General features: G+C 35.0%; 11 protein-coding genes. 9 read left to right on the forward strand and 2 right to left on the reverse strand.

Features of this window, described 5'->3' with window-relative positions; translation table 11 throughout:
• Positions 1 to 92 precede the first annotated feature (92 nt).
• From APR43_RS11665 to APR43_RS11695, 7 genes are all read left to right on the forward strand, one after another.
• Positions 93 to 3,263, forward strand: a complete 3,171-nt coding sequence (locus APR43_RS11665) for a TonB-dependent receptor (protein WP_053473458.1) — start codon at positions 93 to 95, stop codon at positions 3,261 to 3,263.
• Positions 3,264 to 3,359: 96 nt separating this feature from the next.
• A complete protein-coding gene (locus APR43_RS11670; RefSeq protein WP_053473457.1) occupies positions 3,360 to 3,833 on the forward strand; it encodes a DUF6495 family protein in 474 nt (157 codons plus the stop codon).
• A 1,242-nt stretch (positions 3,834 to 5,075) separates the two neighbouring features.
• Positions 5,076 to 13,358: a gliding motility-associated C-terminal domain-containing protein gene (locus APR43_RS11675; RefSeq protein WP_240514949.1), complete on the forward strand. Its 8,283-nt coding sequence runs from the start codon at positions 5,076 to 5,078 to the stop codon at positions 13,356 to 13,358.
• A gap of 44 nt (positions 13,359 to 13,402) precedes the next feature.
• Positions 13,403 to 14,335, forward strand: a complete 933-nt coding sequence (locus tag APR43_RS11680) for a type IX secretion system membrane protein PorP/SprF (protein WP_053472130.1) — start codon at positions 13,403 to 13,405, stop codon at positions 14,333 to 14,335.
• Positions 14,336 to 14,346: 11 nt separating this feature from the next.
• Positions 14,347 to 16,284, forward strand: coding sequence for an OmpA family protein (locus APR43_RS11685; RefSeq protein ID WP_053472131.1), 1,938 nt, complete (start codon positions 14,347 to 14,349; stop codon positions 16,282 to 16,284).
• A gap of 247 nt (positions 16,285 to 16,531) precedes the next feature.
• Positions 16,532 to 18,535: an NAD-dependent DNA ligase LigA gene (gene ligA / locus APR43_RS11690; protein WP_053472132.1), complete on the forward strand. Its 2,004-nt coding sequence runs from the start codon at positions 16,532 to 16,534 to the stop codon at positions 18,533 to 18,535.
• Positions 18,525 to 19,220 carry a hypothetical protein gene (locus APR43_RS11695; RefSeq protein ID WP_053472133.1) on the forward strand — a complete coding sequence of 232 codons (696 nt, stop codon included), beginning with the start codon at positions 18,525 to 18,527 and terminating at the stop codon, positions 19,218 to 19,220. The genes ligA and APR43_RS11695 overlap by 11 nt, the downstream gene beginning before the upstream one ends.
• Here APR43_RS11695 and APR43_RS11700 read toward each other — a convergent pair.
• Together APR43_RS11700 and APR43_RS11705 are read right to left on the reverse strand one after the other, a co-directional pair.
• Positions 19,206 to 20,117: a bifunctional metallophosphatase/5'-nucleotidase gene (locus APR43_RS11700; protein ID WP_053472134.1), complete on the reverse strand. Its 912-nt coding sequence runs from the start codon at positions 20,115 to 20,117 to the stop codon at positions 19,206 to 19,208. The genes APR43_RS11695 and APR43_RS11700 overlap by 15 nt on opposite strands.
• A 136-nt stretch (positions 20,118 to 20,253) precedes the next feature.
• Positions 20,254 to 21,033 carry a 5'-nucleotidase C-terminal domain-containing protein gene (locus APR43_RS11705; protein ID WP_053472135.1) on the reverse strand — a complete coding sequence of 260 codons (780 nt, stop codon included), beginning with the start codon at positions 21,031 to 21,033 and terminating at the stop codon, positions 20,254 to 20,256.
• A gap of 46 nt (positions 21,034 to 21,079) precedes the next feature.
• Here APR43_RS11705 and APR43_RS11710 point away from each other — a divergent pair, with 46 nt between their 5' ends.
• Together APR43_RS11710 and dapA are read left to right on the forward strand one after the other, a co-directional pair.
• Positions 21,080 to 21,592 (forward strand): DUF6913 domain-containing protein, encoded by a 513-nt coding sequence (locus APR43_RS11710; protein WP_053472136.1) that lies wholly within the window; start codon positions 21,080 to 21,082, stop codon positions 21,590 to 21,592.
• A gap of 16 nt (positions 21,593 to 21,608) precedes the next feature.
• Positions 21,609 to 22,490, forward strand: coding sequence for a 4-hydroxy-tetrahydrodipicolinate synthase (gene dapA, locus APR43_RS11715; RefSeq protein WP_053472137.1), 882 nt, complete (start codon positions 21,609 to 21,611; stop codon positions 22,488 to 22,490).
• Positions 22,491 to 22,585 lie beyond the last annotated feature (95 nt).

Genomic DNA, 22,585 nt, shown 5'->3' on the forward strand with positions numbered 1-22,585 from the left:
TAACTTCTTGTTAATAAAATATAAAAACCACTTTTAGGAGTGGTTTTTTTTTGCCTAATTTTGAGGGAATTAACTCACTCAAAACCAGGAAAATGAAAAAACTATTTGCATTAATGTTATGTGTTTTGGCGTTCACAGCAGCTACAGGACAGACTACAACGTCGAGTATAAAAGGTATTGTAAAGAGTTCAGGTAATGAACTATTACCGGGAGCTGGTATCTTAGCGGTTCATACTCCAACTGGAACTAAATATTCTGCCGTTTCCAATGAAGATGGAAGGTTTAATATTTTGAATATGAGAATTGGCGGACCTTACAAGATTTTGGTAACCTTTGTTGGGTATCAAAGTCAGGAATATAATGACATATATCTGGATTTAGGAAAACCATTTAATATAGATGTACTTCTGGCTGATGAAAGTCAGACTCTTGAAGAAGTTAAAGTCACCTCAAAAGATAAAGTTTTTAAAAGCGGAAAAACCGGTGCAGAAACGACAATTGGAAGAAGGGAATTAACAGCTCTGCCAACAATTTCAAGATCGGCGGAAGATTTTACCCGTTTGGAGCCAACAGCAAGCGGCGGATCTTTTGGTGGTCGAAATGATCAATATAATAATTACTCTTTAAACGGAGCAGTTTTTAATAACCCTTTCGGACTTGACGCTGCTACTCCCGGAGGACAAACAGGTGCTCAGCCAATATCATTAGATGCAATTGAACAGATTCAGGTTGCTACAGCTCCTTATGATGTAACTTTATCTGGTTTTACAGGAGCTTCTGTAAATGCGGTTACAAAATCAGGAACAAATGAAATTCACGGAACTGCTTATGCTTTTTACAGAAATCAGGATTTAACGGGAAGTAAAATTAAAGGAGAAAAAATATTTGTACCTTCATTAGAGCAGACTCAGGCTGGATTTAGTTTGGGAGCGCCAATCATTAAAGATAAATTATTCATTTTTGGGAATTTTGAAATTGATAAACGAAGTGATTTGGGTTCTAATTTTGTAGCCAATAATAATGACGGCGTTACGGGAATTAATGAATCAAGAGTTTTAGAATCGGATTTAATTGCAGTTTCTGATGCTTTGGCAAAATTGGGTTATAATACCGGGGCTTATCAGGGATTTAAGCATGAATCAAATTCAAGTAAAGGAATTATAAAAGTAGATTGGAATATTAATGATAATCATAAATTAGCGGTTATTTATAATTTTCTAGATGCTTCAAAAGATAAACCGGCTCACCCGACAGCTTTGGGTTTTAGAGGGCCAAATGCTTCTATATTGCAATTTCAAAATTCAGGATATCAAATCAATAATAAACTGAGTTCCTTTTTAGTGGAGTTGAATTCTAAATTTAGCGAATCGGTATCAAACAAACTGCAGGCAGGTTATACTCATTTTAATGATTACAGAGATCCTTTTTCTGTTCCGGCGCCTGTTATAAATATTCAGGATGGGGCAGGATCGAATTATATTATTGCAGGTCATGAACCATTTTCTATCAATAATACTTTAGATCAAAAAGTAATTCAAATTACTGATAATCTAACATATACAGTTGGTAAACATGCTTTTACTTTTGGAACTTCTTTTGAGAAATTTGCTTTTAAAAATTCTTTCAATTTAGCGGGTTATGATAATTTCGGAAATCCAAATGGTTATGCAGGAACATTCTTTACACCTTATTTCACAGTCCAGGATTTCTTGACTGATGCTGCAAAACCATATGCTACAAGTATTATTGCGCAAAATCTTCAGTATGCGCAAGATATCTATAATTCAAAAAGTAACTTTGATGTAGGCAGCGACGGCGGTTGGAAACTGGCAGAGTTAAACGTAGGGCAGTGGGCGCTTTATGCTCAGGATGATATTAGTGTAAGCGACGATTTTAAATTGTCTTTGGGTTTAAGAATTGATAAACCATTATACTTTAATACTGCAGATTTGATTCAAAAATATATAGATACTGATAACGGAGGAGCAGGAAGAGATAATAGTATAGATTATTATAATCCGCAGACAGGCCAAGCGGTTAAATTGATTTCGACTGATTTGCCTAGCGACAGGATTTTATGGTCGCCTCGTATTGGTTTTAACTGGGATGTAAAAGGAAATGCAACTTCGCAGCTTAGAGGAGGATCTGGAATTTTTACAGGAAGAATCCCGTTTGTTTGGTTAGGAAATCAGGTAAGTGGTGCAGATGATAGCTTTTTTCAGATTATGGATCCGGATTATAAATGGCCGCAAGTATGGAGAACAAGTTTAGGTTACGATCATCGATTTGAAAGTAATTATATTGTAACACTGGATTTATCACTTAATAAAGACATTAATGCAGTGCATGTGCAGAACTGGGGATTAAAACCTCCAACGGGAGTATTGGCTGGTGTAGATAACAGACCGATTTATGTAGCTGCAGATCATGGCGCAAACAATGCGTATGTAATGACAAATTCTGATAAAGGAAGCGCTTTTAATGCTTCTGTTAAAGTGCAGAAAACATTTGTAAACGGATTGTATGCAAGTGTTGCTTATAATTATATGAAATCAAAAGATGTCAACTCTATTGAAGCAGAAATTACCGGAGATGCTTTTTCTTTTAATCCTGCTTTAGGAAATGTAAATAATGATGTGCTTTCGAATTCTAAATATGGCGATAATCATCGTTTTATTGGCGTAGCTTCAAAAAAATGGAAATACGGAAAGGATAAATGGGCTACTACAGCTTCTGCGTTTTTTGAATATGCTCAGGGCGGGCGTTTTAATTATACGTATGGTGGAGATATTAACGGAGACGGTTCTACTGTAAATGATTTGATTTATATTCCGACAACGGCAGAAATTGGTCAAATGACTTTTAGCGGACCTGGTCAGGGTGAAGCTTTTGATAAATTTATTTCGCAGGATAAATATATGAAAGATCGAAGAGGGCAGTATGCAGAGCGTTATGGCGCTATATCGCCTTGGAGAGGACGATGTGATATCAAGTTATTGCAGGATTATAATTTTAAATATTCATCAGCATCTGAAAAAACAAACACGATTCAGTTTAGTATCGATATTTTAAATTTCGGAAATTTATTAAATTCTGATTGGGGCGTTGTTCAGGTGCCAACTAGTGTTCAGCCTATTGGGGTAACTGTTGTTGGAAATACGCCAACATATACCTTTAATAATACCCAGACCAAAACATTTAGTTATGATGCTAGTTTAACCTCAAGATGGCAGGCTCAATTTGGTGTTAGATACATTTTTTAGTAATGACAAAAAAGTTATAAATTTGCCCTCGCATTTGTGAGGGCTTTTTTTTATGACTAAAAGTTCTTTTTAAAGCGTTTAAACAATAAATAATAGATGAAGTACGCAAGATTAACAAAAGAGCAGTTTGATGAATTGCATGCAGAATTTGCAAGTTTTTTAGCAACTCAGGCAATAGATAAAGCAGAGTGGGATTCTCTTAAAATAAATAAACCAGAAGTAGCAGAGCAGGAACTGGATGTTTTTTCAGATTTAATCTGGGAAGGTGTTTTGGGCAGGGCAGAATTTTTAGAGCATTTTTCAAAAAATCATATCTTTTTGTTTCATTGTTTTGATACTTATGTGCAATCAATAGTTTTGAAGTCATTAGTACCCGAAACTGATTTTTTGAGTAAAGAAGGTTTGCAATGGCTTAGTGATAATATGTTTACGGATAATATCGAAATGAAAGTGGGGAAAAAGGTCTTTACTGAGGATAGAAATTCTTCTATTTTTGAATTGATCAAACAGGGCGCTTTTTTAAGTGATGGACAATTATTTACTCAAATTAATACAATTTTACAATCTTAGGTTGTAATAAGTTCATTTTCAAAATATTATAAAAGGATAAGCAATTGTGTTAATTGTTTATCCTTTTTTTAATTTTTTAACTATTGTTTAGACTTTTGTGTTTTGTGATACCCGTATTTTTACGCGGTTTTGTAATAATAATTAAAATTTTAAGAGTTTATTTAATTTCGGTAAATTTTAGACCATTATATACTTAAAATTGTTAAATATCAATCGATTGCGTAATTTTTATTGTAATTTAAAACTTACAAATATTAATTTTAACAGAAAAACGTTAATATTTTTAAGCCTTGAAAAATGGGATGTTTATCTAGTAAAAACTCCGTATTTTCTTATATTAACAAAGATTAGCTAATTTTTAATTTTTACTTCGGGTTAAAAAAATAAGAATTTTATACTTGTTTTATTCTTTTGTTTTTTTTAATTTTAGAATACAAAAGTTAAACAAAATGTTTTTTTAGGTTTTCTTCAATAAAAATCAAAAAAAAATTATCTGTTGAACTTTTAAGATCAAAATATACTATGTAATAATTATAATCGAATCGGCTTTATAATAATAACTTTAATCGCCCTGCTTATGGAACTGACATTTACTTTCTTTATTATTGAGTTTGCATTAGGTCTTCATATTATTTTAGCTTTATATTTTATTATTCTGAAGAAAAACAAACTTCTTCACTCTTTTGATTATCCTTCTTTGGTTACAAACTTTTTTCAAAAGTTTTTAATATTCAATTCTAAATATTTAAAGTGTTGTCTGCATTGCGTAGACGATCATGTTGTCTGTTAAATTTTGTTTTAATGGACAAATCTTTAATGTCTAATTAATTCAATTTAGATTTTGATTTTAGAGAAGTCAAAATCATAGAAAGAGTAATCAACTTTCTATTTGAAATCGATTAAATATTATTGAATTAAAATTCTCCCCCCTACACTTTAAATTTTCTTTTATGAAAATTAATTTTAAAACAAATCACTTCATTTGGAAGATTGGTGTAGATCAATATTTCCTAAAAGTTTCGAGATTTTTTTGTTTAAAGAAAATAAAAAGGACTCAATTGTATACTTCGGTATACCAGACACAACGTAATTTTTTTAATGAAAATTTAAACTATAGTCTTTATGTGCTAAGGATTTGTTTTAGAGTTTAACTAATTGATTTTTAATGTTTTTTTTAATTGCCTAAGCATATGTGCTTATGGCAGCAGGTATTTTATTGTCCATTTTCTAATCTTCCAAATTATGAAAAAAAAATTTACTTTTTGTAGTCTCAACTTTCAGAAGAGATTATTCGGACTATTATTTTTATTCCTATTATGCACGAATTCATTTGCGCAGACTATTTGCAGACCTACGTCTCAAACAAATAGTCAGGGCGGATTATTGTGTGTAGGATTAAATGTTGATAGTCCGGCCAACGCTTATGACAGCGCGGGCTTAACAACTTTTGCAACCCTGACAAATGCTGTTGGAGTAGGCTGTTTCGTCGAAGAAACACTGACCTTGAACCAGACAGCAAGAGCAGGAGATCAAATTGCAATTTATTTTGGTACAGGAAATGGTTTGCTGGATGTTGGATTATTATCTAATGCATCTCTTCAAACCAAATTGTCTGGCGTAAATGTAGGTTCAAGTGTGGCTTTAAATAGTCCGCTCCTGAACTTAAATTTGCTTTCAGGAAATACTGTAGCAGTTGCAAAGTACACTTTAACAGGTGATGCAAATCAGGTACAAATTCAGGTTGGCGGACTTTTAAGTCTTTTAGTCAGCTTACGAATTTATGATGTCCGATTAGAATTTGCACAGCCAACAGTTGCCGGCGGTTTAACGCAAACGGTTTGCGCCGGAGCTACACCAACCCTTACAGCAACTCCTGCTGCAGGAACTACACTTGCATGGTATAGCTCAGCAGCGTCGACAACACCATTAATTACAGGAAATAGTTTTACAACTCCTGCATTAAATGCTAATACTACTTATTATATTGGTATTTCCCGAGCTGCCGGATGCGAAGGCAATGTTCGAGTACCAGTTGTTCTTAATGTTTCTAATCCAGTTGCACCAGCGGTTAACAACACTGGAACTGCTATTTGTTCTACAGGAGCAACACAGCAGACAACTTTAACACTTTTAAATCCTATTCCCGGAACAACATACTCCTGGTATTCTGTTTCAAGTGGAGGAGTAGCATTAGCAACGGGAACAACATATTCACCTACAGTACCTTTGGGTACTACAACTTTTTATGTAGAAGGTGCGATAGGAAGTTGTATAAGTCCTACACGAACTGCAGTCAATGTAGTTTCTACAGCAGTTCCTGCAACACCAACTGTTTTGACACAAAGTGTTACGATTCAGTCAGGTCAAAATGCAACTTTAAATGCAACAACTTCTGAAGTTGGTGCACAATTAAATTGGTATGATGTACCTACAGGAGGGACACCAGTTGCAACAAATACACCAACTTTTACAACACCTATTTTAACTGCAACAAAAACATATTTTGTTGAAGCTCAAAGTCCAAACGGAAGTTGTGTTAGTGCAGTAAGAGTTCCAATAACCGTTACGGTTCAGCCGGCAGCTTTAGGCGGATGTCTTGAAGCCAGCAGTCAGCAAACAACACAAAATGGTTTATGTTTATTGTGTAGTTCTACAAATCCAAATAATTCGGTAGATGGAAATCCTGCAACAGCAGCGAGACTTACTGTTCCAATTGGTTTAATTAATGGATGGGTTCAGCAGACATTACAATTTACTAATCCGGGTAAAACGGGTGATATTGTTGATGTTGAATTAGAATTACCAGGCGGATTAGCTGATCTTTCATTATTAGGAGCTGTTAGTCTTGCAACGTATAATGGAGCAACTTATAATAATGACAGAGTTTCAATTAACAATCCGTTAATTACTCTGCAATTATTAAGCGGTGATCGTTTTAGAGCAAGCGTAGTTGCCGGAGCCAATTTTGATCGTGTAGAAATTCGATTAAGAGGTTTGGCAACAGTATTGACAAATTTAGATATTTATCAGGCAACTTATAGATATAAAGCTCCGGTTATAACAGGAAATACAACCATTTGCAGCGGACAGACAACAACGTTAACCGCGACTCTTGCAGTTGGTGAAACTGTTAATTGGTATAGCGCAGCGACTGGCGGAGCTTCACTAGCTTCTACAGCTGCATTTACAACTCCGGCTTTAACAACAGCAACAACTTATTATGTTGAAATAACAAGAAATGGCTGTGTTAATAGTGAAAGAAATCCGGTTCAGGTTTTAGTAAATAATCCTGTATTGCCGGTAATTGATGTTTCTCCATCAACAATATGCAGCGGAGGGACAACTACTTTAACGGTTCAGACTCCGGTGGCAGGTACTACTTATAATTGGTATGATGCTGCATCAGGAGGAAATTTGGTATTTACAGGAACTTCATTTACGACACCGGCTTTAACAGCAAATACAAATTATTATGTTGAAGCAGTTATTGGAAGTTGTTCAACACCAACACGTACGGCTGTAAATTTAACGGTAACTCCTTTACCAGCGGTGCCAACTTTTGCTTCTCAGGATGTTATTATACAATCTGGGCAAACAGTTACCTTATCCGTTTCAAATCCGGTTGCTGGCGTTTTCTACAATTGGTATGATGTTGCAACAGGTGGTTTACCAATAGCGACTAATACGCAAACGTATACACCAAGTCCAGTTTTAACAGTAAATAAAAGCTATTATGTTGAGGCAGTAGATGTAGCAACAAATTGTGCAAACCCAGTAAGAGGAGTTATTAATGTAATTGTAATAAATACTATTAGTACTTGTTTGCAAGCAAACTCTCAGGCTATTGCAAGAGGAGGAGTAGTTTTGGGCTGTATTACATGTACTTCAGCTAATGACGCAGCTTCTGTTGACGGTAACAATGCAACAGCAACTACACTTACAATTCCTTTAGGATTATTGGATTACATACAGCAAACATTAACTTTTACATCTCCGGGTCAAGCAGGGGATATAATTGATGTTGAGTTGGGAATTCCTGTTGGTTTACTGGATATTAGTGCTCTTTCTAATATTAGTTTACAAAGTTTTAATGGAGTAACTCCTAATGCAGATCAGTCTAATATTAACAATCTTGTTAATGTTCAGCTTTTAGGTGGTAACCGTTTTAGAGCAAGCTTTGTTGCTGCCGGTCCATTTACAAGTGTACAAGTTCGATTAACAGGAATACTAAGTGCACTTGTATCTTTAGATATTTATGATGCTTCTTACAGATTTCCAAATGCAGCAATTACAGGGGCTTCAGCACCAATTTGTTCAGGACAGACAGCTTCTTTAATAGCATCTTCAACAGGTACAGAAACCTTTACCTGGTATGATGCTCCAACAGGCGGAAATATTGTAGCTGTTAATCCAACGCTTCCATTAACTTCTACTACAACATATTATTTAGAAGGAACTCGTGGAGGAACTTGTATTAATAGTTTACGTCAGGCTGTTACAGTTACAGTACTGCCAATTCCTACAGATGCTGATGTTATAATTGCAACTCCAGTTGAGGCGACTTGCGCCGGAGGTGCAGTATTAACGCCAACATCATCGACAATTGCAGGGGCTGAGTTTAAATATTATACAGATCAAAATAAAACTCAGGAAATTATAACAGGAACTACAGTAGCAGCTCAACCGGGAGTAACATTTACTAAAGATGCTATAACAGGAGAACTTACCATAGCAGGTTTAAATGCTGCAGGAACACCTTATAATTATTTTGTATCAATCTTAAATGGCGGAACTTGTGAAAATGTAAATGGATCATTAAAACAAGTAACCGTTAACTTCCCTTCAACTACTGTTTTAACTGTAAATGCAACGTTAGCAGGTTGTGGAAGTGCTAATTTAGGAGATGCGATAACTAATTTTGATTCAACAGGAAATACAACTTATACTTTTTATGATCCATCAAATAATGTAATAACTGCAGATGCTGCGGCTAATATTACATTAAGTGGTGTTTATTCAATTTTAGCTCAGGGTAATGGCGTTACTTGTCCTTCAGTACAGCAATCTGTAACTGTGACAATAAATGCATTACCGAGTTTGGTTGTAACAAACCCATCAGAATCTGTAAATATAGGATCAAACGTTACCTTAACAGCGACATCAACCGGAACAATTTCGTGGTTTGATCCGCAAGGAAATGCTTTAACAGGACCAACATTTACTACCGGAGTTTTAAATACACCGGGAGTTTATACGTATACAGTTGTTGCCAGCGACGGAATTTGTTCTGCAACTGCAACTAAAGTAATTAATGTAATTGATCTTAGTAACTGTCAATCATTAACAGAAAGAGTTTATGCAACTGCACAAACAATGGGATCAATAGTTACAGGAACGGTTACTGACGGTGCAAATGCAGTCGACGGTGATCCACAGACATTCTCTACAATTACTACAGGTTTAGGACTTTTAGGAGTGGGTACAACCTGGCAAAATTTAACTTGGCCGGCGCCAATTGTAAAAGGAACACCAGTAACTATTAAATTGGGTTCTGAATTAAGTTTATTAGCAGTAGGTCAAAATTTATCAGTAATTGGAACAATTGGAGGAGTTGACATTGGAACAATGCAGTCTGTATCAGGTTCTTTATTGAATTTAATTTCTGGAGATAATACCTATGAATTTACTTTTGTTCCTTCAGATGCTTCGGGTCCTCAGGATTATGACGGAATACGTATTCAGTCAGCTTCACTATTAAGTGCAGCCCAAAATACAAAAGTATTCGACGCACATTATAACAGATCAGTTTCAAGTGTAGCTTGTACGGCTGGAGATATCCGCGATATTTTTTATGGTGCAGCTGATTTAGGAATTGGAGCTGTCACAACTGCAGTAGGAGTGAACGATGCATGGAATATTGCAGACAATGACATTACAACTTTTGCAACAATGTATAGCGGATTAGGAGTTTTAGCTGCTGCCGATTTAACAGTTGAATTTAAAACACCATCTGTTGTAAGTGATACACTAAGAATTGTGATCTCAAAACCGGGAGCACTTTTAGATGTTAATTTATTGACAGGATTTACTATTCAGCGTTATTTAGGAAGTGTTGCCGTTGGGGCACCAATTCAAAATACAAGTACATTATTGAGCTTAAGATTATTGCCAGGAAATTCAATGGCAGTAGCACTTGTTACTTCACCAACAGAAGTTTACGATAGAGTAAGAATTCGTTTGGGAGGAGTTGCAGGAGTATTAGATTTCTTAAGAGTTCATACAGTAGAAAGAGTTGCAAACACAACCGTAATAGGAGCCGATCCGGATAATAAAATAACGGTCTGCCCGGGAACAGATATAACGCTTCAAATACCAGAAGAAGCCTGTTCAACTTATATTTGGTATGATGCACCAACAGGAGGAACTGCACTTGCTACAGGAATTACTTATACAGTACCGGCAAGTTTAACAGCAGGAATCTATAAATACTACGTTCAGCCAGTACGTTATGGTTGTGAAACTTTTGCAAGAGGAGAAGTAACAGTTGAAATTAAAGCTTCTGCTCCGGTAAATGCATTAACAAATATTACTTTAAATGGAGGAACAACAACTTCAATTTGTTCTCCTTCAGGAACGGTAACTTTAGCAACAAGTTTAAGCGGAACACCAGTTGTAACAAATCCTGTTTATTACTGGTATAGCTTTAACGGAACTACCGCTCAGTTGATTCCTGGAGAAACAACTGCACAGTTAATCGTTAACGGATTAGCTCCGGGAACTTATACCTATTATGTAGGAGTTAGCGGAGATCAATTTTGTGAAACTGCAGTTGCAGACAGAAAACAAATTACATTCACAATTCTGCCTCCTTCAACTGTAAATGATATTTTAGTTGATGATTTAACAGTTTGTCACAGTGTGCCGGCATCATTAACTCCAACTGCACCAACATTAACAAATCCGGTATTTACCTGGTATTTAGATGCAGCCAGAACACAGCCTATAACAAATGGTTCAGTTATAGCAGGAGTTACTTATACAATCAATGCAGCAGGTGTTTTAACAGCTGTAGGATTAACAAAAGCAATGAGTCCAATTACTTATCACGTGGCAGTTGCCAGCGATAATACTTGTGAAAATCTTGCAGGAACATTACAAGATGCCGTAATTATTATAAGTGATCCAAATACACCGACAACTACAGATGCAACACAAGATTTCTGTTTAGTTGATGCACCAACAGTTGCCGACATTCAGGTAAATACACCGGCAACAGGAACAATAGTTTGGTACACAGCTGCCACAGGCGGAACAGCAATTCCAGCTACAACAGTCTTAGTAACAGGAAATTATTATGCTTCAATTCTAAATCCGACAACCAACTGCGAGACAACAAACTGCGAAAGCAATGTTAGATTAGCAGTTGCAGTAAGTGTAACCGATCCTGGAACACCAACTACAACAGATGCAACACAAGACTTCTGTTTAGTTAATGCACCAACTTTTGCTAATATTCAGGTAAATGAATCAAATATAGTTTGGTACAGTACAGCAACAGGTGGAACAGCGATTCCAGCAACAACTGCTTTGACAAATGGAACTTATTATGCAGCCATTTTAGATCCGGCAACAAATTGTCAAAGTGCGGTAAGATTAGCAGTTGCAGTAAGTGTAACAGATCCTGCTACACCAACAACTACAGATGCTACACAGACTTTCTGTTCTGGAAACGCACCAACAGTTGCTAACATTCAGGTAAATGAAACAAATGTGGTTTGGTACACAACTGTTACAGGCGGAACAGCAATTCCTGCAACAACAGCTTTAGCAACAGGTAATTATTACGGAGCAATTCAGGATCCGGTAACAGGATGTGAAAGCAGCGTGAGATTATTAGTTGCAGTTACAGTTGGAAATACAATAAATCCAACAACAACAAATGCAGCTCAAAGCTTCTGTTCAACAGCTTCACCAACAATTGCAAGCATTCAGGTAAACGAAAGCAATGTAACTTGGTTTAGCACAGCAACAGGCGGAACAGCAATTCCGGCAACTACAGCCTTAACATCTGGAGTTTATTATGGAAACATTGTAGATCCGGCAACAGGTTGTGAAAGCTCAACTCGTTTGCAAGTTACAGTTACAGTAACAGATCCGAGTCCAACGCCAACTACAACAGATGCTACACAAGATTTCTGTTCTATAAATGCACCAACAGTTGCCAATATTCAGGTAAACGAAGCAAATGTGATCTGGTATACTTCTGCTACAGGCGGAACAGCATTGCCAGCCACAACAGCTTTAACAACAGGAACATATTATGGAGCTGTATCAAGTGCTATAAATTGTGAAAATCCAGTGAGATTAGCAGTTGCGGTAAATGTAAATACTCCGGGTGTCATTACAACGCCAAACACAACACAAACGTTCTGTTTATCTAAATTGCCAACATTAGCCAACATTTTAGTTAATGAACCAAACGTTGTGTTCTACGCTACTGCTACAGGCGGAACACCACTTCCGGCAGGAACATTACTAACAGCCGGTACCTATTATGCTGCCGCACTTAGTAACACAACAAACGGATGTGAAAGCGCGACAAGATTGGGTATTACAATTGCCTTTGAAAATGATGCTTTAGTACAGCTTACAACTACAGACGACACACCATGTGTTTTCCAGGGAGTAACCTATTCAATTGCAAATGGAAAATCAAATTATGTTTGGTCAGTTACAAACGGAACAATCACTTCTGGCGGAGGAACTGCAGACGGATCTGCAACAATCTCATGGTCAGATATTGGACCGGGAAGAGTTGAGGTTACTTACACAAATACTTGTGACGAAACCACAACAAAATTCCTAAACGTAACAGTAGCAACATGTTCTGATTTAACAATTACGAATGTGGTTGATAATCCAACGCCAAATTTTGGAGACAACGTAACATTTACGATAACAGTAAACAATGTTGGCGAAGGAAGTTTCATCAATACACTTGTTAGTGATTTATTACCAACAGGATATAATTTAGTTAGCTCTAATACATCAACAGGAACATTTAATCCGGCAACAGGACTTTGGACAATTCCAACACTTCCTGCAGGACAAAGTGTAACGTTAACAATAGTTGCAGAAGTACTTTCAAGCGGAAACTACTTAAATGTTGCTACTATCGAAAACTCAACTCCTTTAGATGTCGATGCAACAAACAATTCAGCTTCAGCTTCGGTTGAGCCAATTTGTTTAACAGTTTACAATGAGTTTACACCAAATAATGACGGAGCTAATGACTTGTTTAGAATTGATTGTATCGAAACATTCCCTAATAACGAGTTAAAAGTTTTTAACAGATATGGTGCATTAGTGTACAGCAAAGCACACTATGAGAACGATTGGGACGGAACTGCAAATGTATCCGGAGTAGTTAATAGAGGAGATATGCTGCCAACAGGTACTTATTTTTATGTGATTACCATTGGAGATGGAACGGTTAAAAAAGGATGGCTATCAATAATGAGATAACATTCTATTAATCATCTAATTAATTAAACTAAATAAGTATCGTTATGAAACTATATATAAAACCATTAGAAACGTATTTCATTTTAATATGTTCTTTTATTACAGTTTGCGTCAGTGCACAACAAGATCCTCAATATACGCAGTATATGTATAATACAATGGCGGTAAATCCGGCTTATGCCGGATCTACCGGCACTCTCGAAGCCACACTTTTACACCGTTCACAATGGGTAGGAATTTCAGGAGCACCAGAAACACAATCGTTTTCCATTCACGGACCGCTTTCAAATGAAAAAATCGGTTTAGGGTTAAGTGTTGTTAACGACAAAATTGGTCCTTCAAATGAATTATACCTTGACGGAAACTTCTCTTATTCATTACCTCTTGGGTACGAAAAAAGATTAGCATTTGGTATAAAAGCAGGTATGAGAATGCTAAATATAGATTGGTCAAAAGGAAGATATTACAATGATAATGATGTTCTCCTAAACCAAAATATAGACAATCAAATGAAACTGGCAGTAGGAGCCGGAATTTACTATTACACAGAAAAATGGTATTTAGGATTCTCTATTCCAAGTTTTATTGAAAACAATTATTATGATGATGTACAGGAATCGATAGATTACGATCGTTTACATTATTATTTAATGGGAGGATATGTTTTTGATTTGAACCCAAATTTAAAGTTCAAACCAGCATTTTTAGTAAAAGCAGTAAGCGGAGCACCGATTACTGCTGATGTATCGGCGAATTTTATGATTGCTGAGAAATTTGTTATTGGAGGATCATACAGAACAGACGATTCTGTAAGTATTCTGGCAGGTTTTCAAATATCACCTAGTTTTTATCTAGGTTATGCTTTTGATTACACCACAAGTCAATTGAATAAATACAATGATGGAACACACGAATTCATCTTGCGTTATTCATTCAACAAAGGACAAAGCAAAATTAAATCTCCTCGATTCTTCTAAAAACAAAACATATGAAAAAATTATATATCCTAAGTTTAGTCTTGAGCATTACGTTTAGTTTTGCTCAAAAGACTAATTTAAAGAAAGCAGATGCTTTGTTTAGAAATTATTCCTATACAGATGCATCAAAGGCTTACGAAGAAATATTACAGAATATTAAAAGTCCGTCGACACAAACATTAAAAAATGCCGGAGACTCGTATTATTTTATTTCTGATGCACGAAATGCCCTAAAATGGTATAGAAAACTATACGAAGCACAGGGTAATAACCTAACGGATATTTACTATCTAAGATACATTCAAACCATGAAAGCAGTCATGGATTATGATGAAGCAGATAGAGTAACAAAAGAATATCTGGATAAAAAAGGAGATCAAAAGGAAATAGACCGTTATGTTGCCCAGAAAAAGCAATTAGATAGTTTAGCGAAAGCAAAACCACTGTATCAAATTAAAAATCTGGATATCAATACCGGTAAATCTGACTTTGGGACCACATTTTTTCAGGAAAAAATTGTCTTTACTTCGGCGAGAGATACAACCAAGTTTAGCGAAAAACTATACACCTGGAACAATCAGCCCTTCCTGAATTTATATGTTTCCGAAAGAAATCCTGCAGATGGAAGTCTCTTCAACGAAAGTTTATTCATTCCAAACGTAATGAGTAAATATCACGAAGCAACAGCCACATTTGATGCAGCAGGAAAAACTATTTATTATACGACTAACATTTTAAAGAAAAACAAATTAGTTGTTGATGGCGATAAAGTCAATAACTTTCAAATTGTTAGAGGTGATGTTGTAGATAATAAATTAGAAAATCCGCAAAACGTATTCTTTAGCAGCGATGATTATTCAGTTGGGCATCCTTCTTTAAGCGATGACGGAAAATGGCTTTTCTTCGCATCAGACATGCCGGGCGGATTTGGTGAAACCGATTTGTATGTGGTAAAAATTTCAGATGACGGAACAATGAGCACGCCGCTCAATCTGGGACCAAAAATCAATACAATTGGTAATGATCTTTTTCCTTATTACAGAAACGGAATGCTTTATTTTTCTTCAGATGGACATTATGGCTTAGGAGATTTAGATGTTTATGAAAGCAAATTTTTATCAGACGGAACTTTTACAACACCAAGAAACCTTGGCGCTCCAATAAACAGTAACAAAGACGATTTTGCTTATATCGTAGATAAGTCAGACAGTTACGGATATGTTTCCTCAAACAGAGCAGGAGGAAAAGGCGACGATGATATTTATTCTTTCGTAAAAGGAAAACCAGTTTGTAACCAAAGTATTTCGGGAATCGCCGTTGACAGAAAATCGAAACTTCCATTATCAGATGTTACCGTTATGGCTTACAATTCTTTTAAAGAAGTTTTAGGGGAAACCAAAACAAACTACGAAGGAAAATATGCCATTGTTGTTCCATGTAATAAATTGGTTAACATGATTGCTGCCAAACCAAATTACAGCAGCGACGAAAAAACCGTAGAAACTACAAAAGAAAATGAAGGCGAAATTCCAAATATCAATTTTGAACTCAGCAATTATGACGATTTAGTGGTGAAAAAGAAAGGTGTTGAAAAAGTAGATGTTAACCCAATTTACTTTGACTACGACAAATATGACATTACACCTTTAGCAGTCGAAGAATTGACAAAAGTAGTTTTCATCATGCAGAAATTTCCAAACATCAGAATCAAAATTGAATCACATACAGATTCAAGAGGGAAAGATGCTTATAATTTAAAACTTTCAGATAACAGAGCAAAATCAACAAGAGATTATATTATCTCTCAGGGAATTGATGCTTCAAGAATCGAAAGTGCCATTGGTTACGGTGAAACCCGATTAATCAATAAATGCAAAAATGGAGTGAAATGTACTGAAGAAGAACATTTGTTAAACAGACGCTCCGATTTCATCATTATTCAAAAATAGTACTATATTTGTGATCTAATTTGTTGATAATCAGATTTTAAGATATAGAACGTAGAAACCATTTGGAAGTTGGTTTTTTAAAATTCTTTTTTAAGAATAATGGACAAGGAGAAAATCAGGCCGCAAATTTTTGCAGCCTGATTTTTGATTTTATAAAACTTTTGTGTTTAATGTTATTTGAACAAAAATAATCCTAATTTTGATATTCATTTATTTCAAATCAAAATCAGCATTATTTTAGCATTTTATGAGTATTCAGGAAACCATTCAAACCTTAAGAGACGAACTTAATCAACACAATTACAACTACTATGTGTTGGATAACGCCACAATTTCTGATTACGATTTTGATATAAAACTAAAGCAGCTTCAGGATTTAGAAAATAAAAATCCGGAATTTTTTGATGAAGATTCGCCAACGCAAAGAGTAGGCGGAGCCGTAACAAAAAACTTCAAAACTATTGCGCACCAATACAGAATGTATTCTCTTGATAATTCCTATTCGAAAGAAGATTTAATCGATTGGGAAAACAGAATTCAGCGCGTACTGGGAAATGTAAATCTGCAATATACCTGCGAATTAAAATACGACGGAGCTTCAATCAGTATCTCTTATGAAAACGGAAAACTAGTTCAGGCGTTGACGCGCGGTGACGGTTTTCAGGGAGATGAGGTGACCAATAACATCAAAACAATCAAGTCAATTCCAATCAAATTAAAAGGAGATTACCCTGAAAAATTTGACATTCGGGGAGAAATTATTCTTCCGCATGCAGGATTCGAAAAAATGAATCAGGAATTGATCGAAATTGGCGAAACTCCCTATTCAAACCCAAGAAATACAGCTTCAGGAAGTTTAAAATTACAAGACAGTGCCGAAGTTGCAAAACGTCCGCTCGAATGTTTACTTTATTTTGTAACAGGAAATAACCTTCCGTTTAAAACCCAATACGAAGGATTAGAATCGGCCAGAAAATGGGGATTCAAAGTACCAAACGAAGCCAAGTTAGTCAATAACATGCAGGAAGTTTTCGACTTTATTGACTATTGGGACGTACATCGTCATCAATTACCTTATGAAACAGATGGTGTTGTAATCAAAGTAAACAGCATACACTCTCAGGAAGAATTAGGATATACAGCAAAATCACCACGCTGGGCAATCGCATACAAATTCAAATCAGAGCAGGTTTCAACCAAATTAAAATCAATATCGTATCAAGTTGGGCGTACAGGAGCCATTACTCCGGTGGCCAATTTGGAACCAGTTCAATTGGCGGGAACCATTGTAAAAAGAGCATCTCTTCACAATGCAGACCAAATTGAAAAACTGGATATTAGAATAAATGATACCGTTTTTGTTGAAAAAGGAGGAGAGATTATCCCAAAAATTATCGCTGTAGATTTAGACAAACGTCCCGAAAATTCAGAAATAACACACTACATAACGCATTGTCCGGAATGTCAAACCGAATTGGTTCGAAATGCCGGAGAAGCAAATCATTACTGCCCGAATTTTTACGGTTGTCCTCCGCAGATTATCGGAAGAGTGCAGCATTACATTTCGAGAAAAGCAATGGATATCGAAGGACTGGGCGGAGAAACAGTAGCGCTGCTCTTCAAGAATAATCTAGTTCACAATTACGCCGATTTATACGAATTGAAAGTGGAAGATATTTTGCATCTGGAAAGAATGGCGCAAAAATCAGCCGAAAATTTGGTAAAAGGAGTAGAAAAATCAAAAGAAATTCCATTTGAAAGCGTACTGTTTGCACTCGGAATTCGTTTTGTTGGAGAAACCGTAGCCAAAAAACTGGCGAAACATTATAAAAATATCGACGCTTTAAGTCAGGCCTCTTTAATGGATTTAATTTTGGTAGATGAAATTGGAGAAAGAATTGCCAAAAGCGTAATAGAATTTTTTGAAAACGAAGAAAATAAAATCATAATTGAACGTCTTAAAAGTTATGGAGTTCAATTTGAAACCGTAGAAAGAATAAACCCAGATGCTACCGAGAAATTTATTGGAAAAACTTTTGTTGTTTCAGGAGTTTTCAGCCAATTTTCGAGAGACGATTTAAAAAAGACGATTGAAGATAACGGTGGAAAAGTAGGAAGTTCGATTTCTGCAAAAACCGACTTTGTCGTGGCGGGAGATAACATGGGACCGGCTAAATTAGAAAAAGCAAATAAATTGAATATTCCTATACTATCTGAAGATGATTTTATAACTAAACTGAATGAAGGCTAATAAACCATCGTTAATTTTATTCTTCCTGGCGCTGCTGTTTACAATTATTTTTGATTGGACAGAACAAGACTTCCTTGCAATTTATGCAAAGGCAATAGTGCTGCCTGCAATTTTTATTTATTTTTTAATAAGCAGTGAATTCAAAATCAAGAAAACCGAAAGCTTTATTTTTGCATTTTGTTTTATAGGCCAGGTTTTTGACCTTATGGATGTTGAGGTTTCAGAAATTGGAGCCGTAATAAGTTTTCTTGTTGTCTACGCCCTTATCATGAAGCTTTTTATAGTAGAACACGAAAAAATCAAACTACAAAAAAAGGATATTTTACCAATATCCTTAGTCATAATTTTTATCGTTTACCTGCTTATTTCAGTACTCAGTATGAAATTTGACAACACTAAAAAGTTCGATTATATCTATATTATCTACGGAATAATCCTCAGTTACATAAGCTATTTCTCCTTTGTAAGTTATATTACAAAAGGCACATTTATAACCCTTTTAATGTCATTAATGGCAGTTAGTTATATTTTTTCAGATATATTTTACATCTTCAACGAATACTTTTCACACTCCGTAGTTTTAGTTTTAATTCGTGATATAACACAAATTTTAGCCTACTACTTTATGGTCGAATATTTCCTCGAAAAAATAAAAATGCATAAAAGATCTTTATACAATAATTGATCTCGCTTGATTGCTGTGGGCTTTATCCTTATCAAAATAAAAATCGATACGACCTAAATTGATTCCGTAACAGCCAACCTGATTAACCAATACCTCTTTTCCAGCTTTGTTTTTTACAATAGTAGGTTTGTCAAGAAAAGTGTGCGTATGTCCGCCAATAATTAAATCAATATCCTGAGTAAGTTCCGCAAATTTTAAGTCAGAAATTTTCGAAGGCTCATCTTTATATTTATATCCAAGATGCGAAAGACAAATTACTAAATCGCATTTTTCTTCCTGTTTCAATAAACGTGTCATATCCTGAGCAGCTTCTACAGGATCATTATAAACAGTTTCCTTGTATAATTCTTTGTCAACCAAACCTTGCAGTTCAATTCCCACACCAAAAACACCAACCTTAATTCCGTTTTTATTGAAAATTTTATAAGGTTTCACCAAACCATTCATTACGGTATTTTTAAAATCGTAATTAGAATTTATAAATTCAAAAGTAGCATGAGGCATTTGAGCATACAAACCATCAAGACCATTGTCAAAATCATGATTTCCAATAGTTGATGCATCATATTTCATCATACTCATTAACTTAAATTCTAATTCACCCCCGTAATAATTAAAATACGGAGTTCCCTGAAAAATATCACCCGCATCTAATAAAAGAACATTTGGATTTTCCCTGCGAATCGTTTCAATAAGCGCCGCACGACGAGATACGCCGCCTTTATTTGGGTTACGCGGATCATCAGCCGGAAACGGATCTATATGACTGTGAACATCGTTTGTATGCAGAATAGTTAAGTGTTTTATATCGTCATTTCCAAAACTGCTCAATGACAATCCTAAACTTAATAAGGCAGTACTTGCAGCTGTTTTTTCGATAAATTCTCTTCTTTTCATTTTGTATATTTTTTGCGGGGAACTTTATATTTTGATGTTTTCTTTAGCCACGAATTTCACGAATTTCCACGAATTAAATTTTCTTTTTAAGCACTTAAAATTTGTGCAAATTAGTGTAATTAGTGGCAAACTTTTTTTACTCTTCTGTAATACGAATATCTCTAGGAACCGGAATCGTATCAACTTCCTTGAAATAATCAATTAAAACATTTCGAAGTTTATAATTCAAATCATATTTCTGAATATTTTTTGTAAAGAAACTCATGTAGTCATTGCCTTTTGCCAAATAATCGTTTGTAGCAACATAATACGTTTTATTAACGTCAAATGGTTGTCCCTGAATCAGTATATTTTTTGCCGTATTGTCTTTTGCAATAGTAAAAGTCATTCCAGACAAAGGATGCGGTTTTTTATCTTTAATAATATAAGAAGTCATTTCTAAAATCTGTTCTCCTTTTAAAGCCACAACAACAAGACTATTTTCAAACGGCATAATTTCAAAAGCAGACCTCGTTGTAACATTTCCTTTAGGTAAAATTGCTCTGATACCGCCATGATTTAAAAAGCAGATATCGATACTTTTATTTTCACGCATTTTAAAAACTTTATTACCTCTTTCTAAGCAGACGTCGGCTATTAAATTTCCAATAGAAGTCTGCCATTTCCCTGTACTTTTATCAAGAGTTTCAGGACAATAGGCTAAAACGCTGTCTAAATCCTTATTAATATGATCGCGATAAGGTTTAATAAAATTCTCAATTTCTGGAGTTTGTGCACTATTTTCTGCAACCGGAATCTGTTTTCCTTCTATCTTCGTTAAATTATAATTCTTGGGGCTGCAAGAAAATATTGTAGTTAGTGTTAAGAATATAACAAAAAGTTTTAAAAATCGGTTATACTTTTTTAGTTTTACCATTTTAAATGCGGCTTAAATAATTAATTTTGTAATTCGTAAAAGTACTATGTTTTTAGATTATACAAGAGAATTTTTTGTAAAAAAATCATTAAAAAATAACTTAAAAACTATCAAAAACGAAGTTTTTACAAGCAATATACAAACCATTGGTTTGCTGGTTGATGAGAGTAATTTTCGCCAATCTAAAGAGTTAATAAAAGAACTTGAAGCAAATGGAATTGCTCCAAAAAACATAAAAATTGTTGCGTACAGACGTAAATTCGACAAGAAAAAAGAGTACTCAAGACCAACTTTTGGTAAAAAACATATCGATTGGAAAGGACAGGTTACAGAAGTTTTTTTAAATGAATTTGCAGATACAGAATTTGATCTTTTGATTAGTTATTATGAAGAGGAAACTCCCATTTTAATGATGATCACAAGTAAATCAAAAGCAAAATTTAAAGTAGGATTTTCTTCCGTCGATGATAAATTAAATCGCTGGATGATTAACACTACAATAGCAGAGTATAAACTTTTCATTTCAGAATTGTTTAAATATTTAAAAAGTATAAAATAAAATTATAAATCAAAATATGCAATCATTAATAGGAACTGGTGTTGCGCTTGTAACCCCATTTAAAAAAGACTTTTCAGTAGATATCGAAGCGTTGCAGCGTGTCGTTAACTTTTCGATTGACGGAGGAGTTGAATATCTTGTTGTTATGGGTACAACAGCAGAAAATGCTACCTTAACAACAGAAGAAAAAGAGTTAGTTATCAGCACCGTAATTGATGTTAATAAAGGAAGACTGCCATTAGTTCTTGGAGTTGGAGGAAATAACACGATGCAGATTGTTGAAGAATTAAAAACAAGAGATTTTTCTGCTTTTGAAGCCATACTTTCAGTTTCACCATATTATAATAAGCCAACGCAGGAAGGAATTTACCAGCACTTTAAAGCAATTGCAGAAGCATCTCCAATTCCTGTAATATTATATAACGTTCCGGGAAGAACATCAAGCAATATGCTTCCATCAACAGTTGTTCGTTTAGCTAATGATTTTAAAAATATCGTAGCAATAAAAGAAGCAGCAGGAGACATGGCCCAGGCATTAAAACTTATAAAAGATGCACCAAAAGATTTTCTGGTAATTTCCGGAGATGATATGATCGCTTTACCTATCGTTTTAGCGGGTGGGGCAGGTGTTATTTCAGTAATTGGACAAGGTTTTCCAAAAGAATTTTCAGAAATGATTCGCTTAGGATTGAATAAGAAAGCAGTTGAAGCGTTTAAAACACAATACTTTTTAGCAGATTGTATTGATATGATTTTCGAACAAGGAAACCCTGCCGGAATAAAACAAATCTTTCAAGCCCTTGGTATTGCTGAAAATGTGGTGCGATTACCTTTGGTTTCTGTAGATGACGCTTTAGCAGCAAGATTAAATGAGTTTGTAAAAAATAGCATTAAATAATTGTTAAAGTGTTAGTATTATAAGATACTAAAAAATTATTTTGCAGTCGCTAAATTAATGACTAAATTTGCACCCGAAAGCTTCGGTGTGATTTT

The sequence above is a fragment of the Flavobacterium sp. NLM genome, assembly GCF_002210235.1.
GTDB classification, from domain to species: domain Bacteria; phylum Bacteroidota; class Bacteroidia; order Flavobacteriales; family Flavobacteriaceae; genus Flavobacterium; species Flavobacterium panici.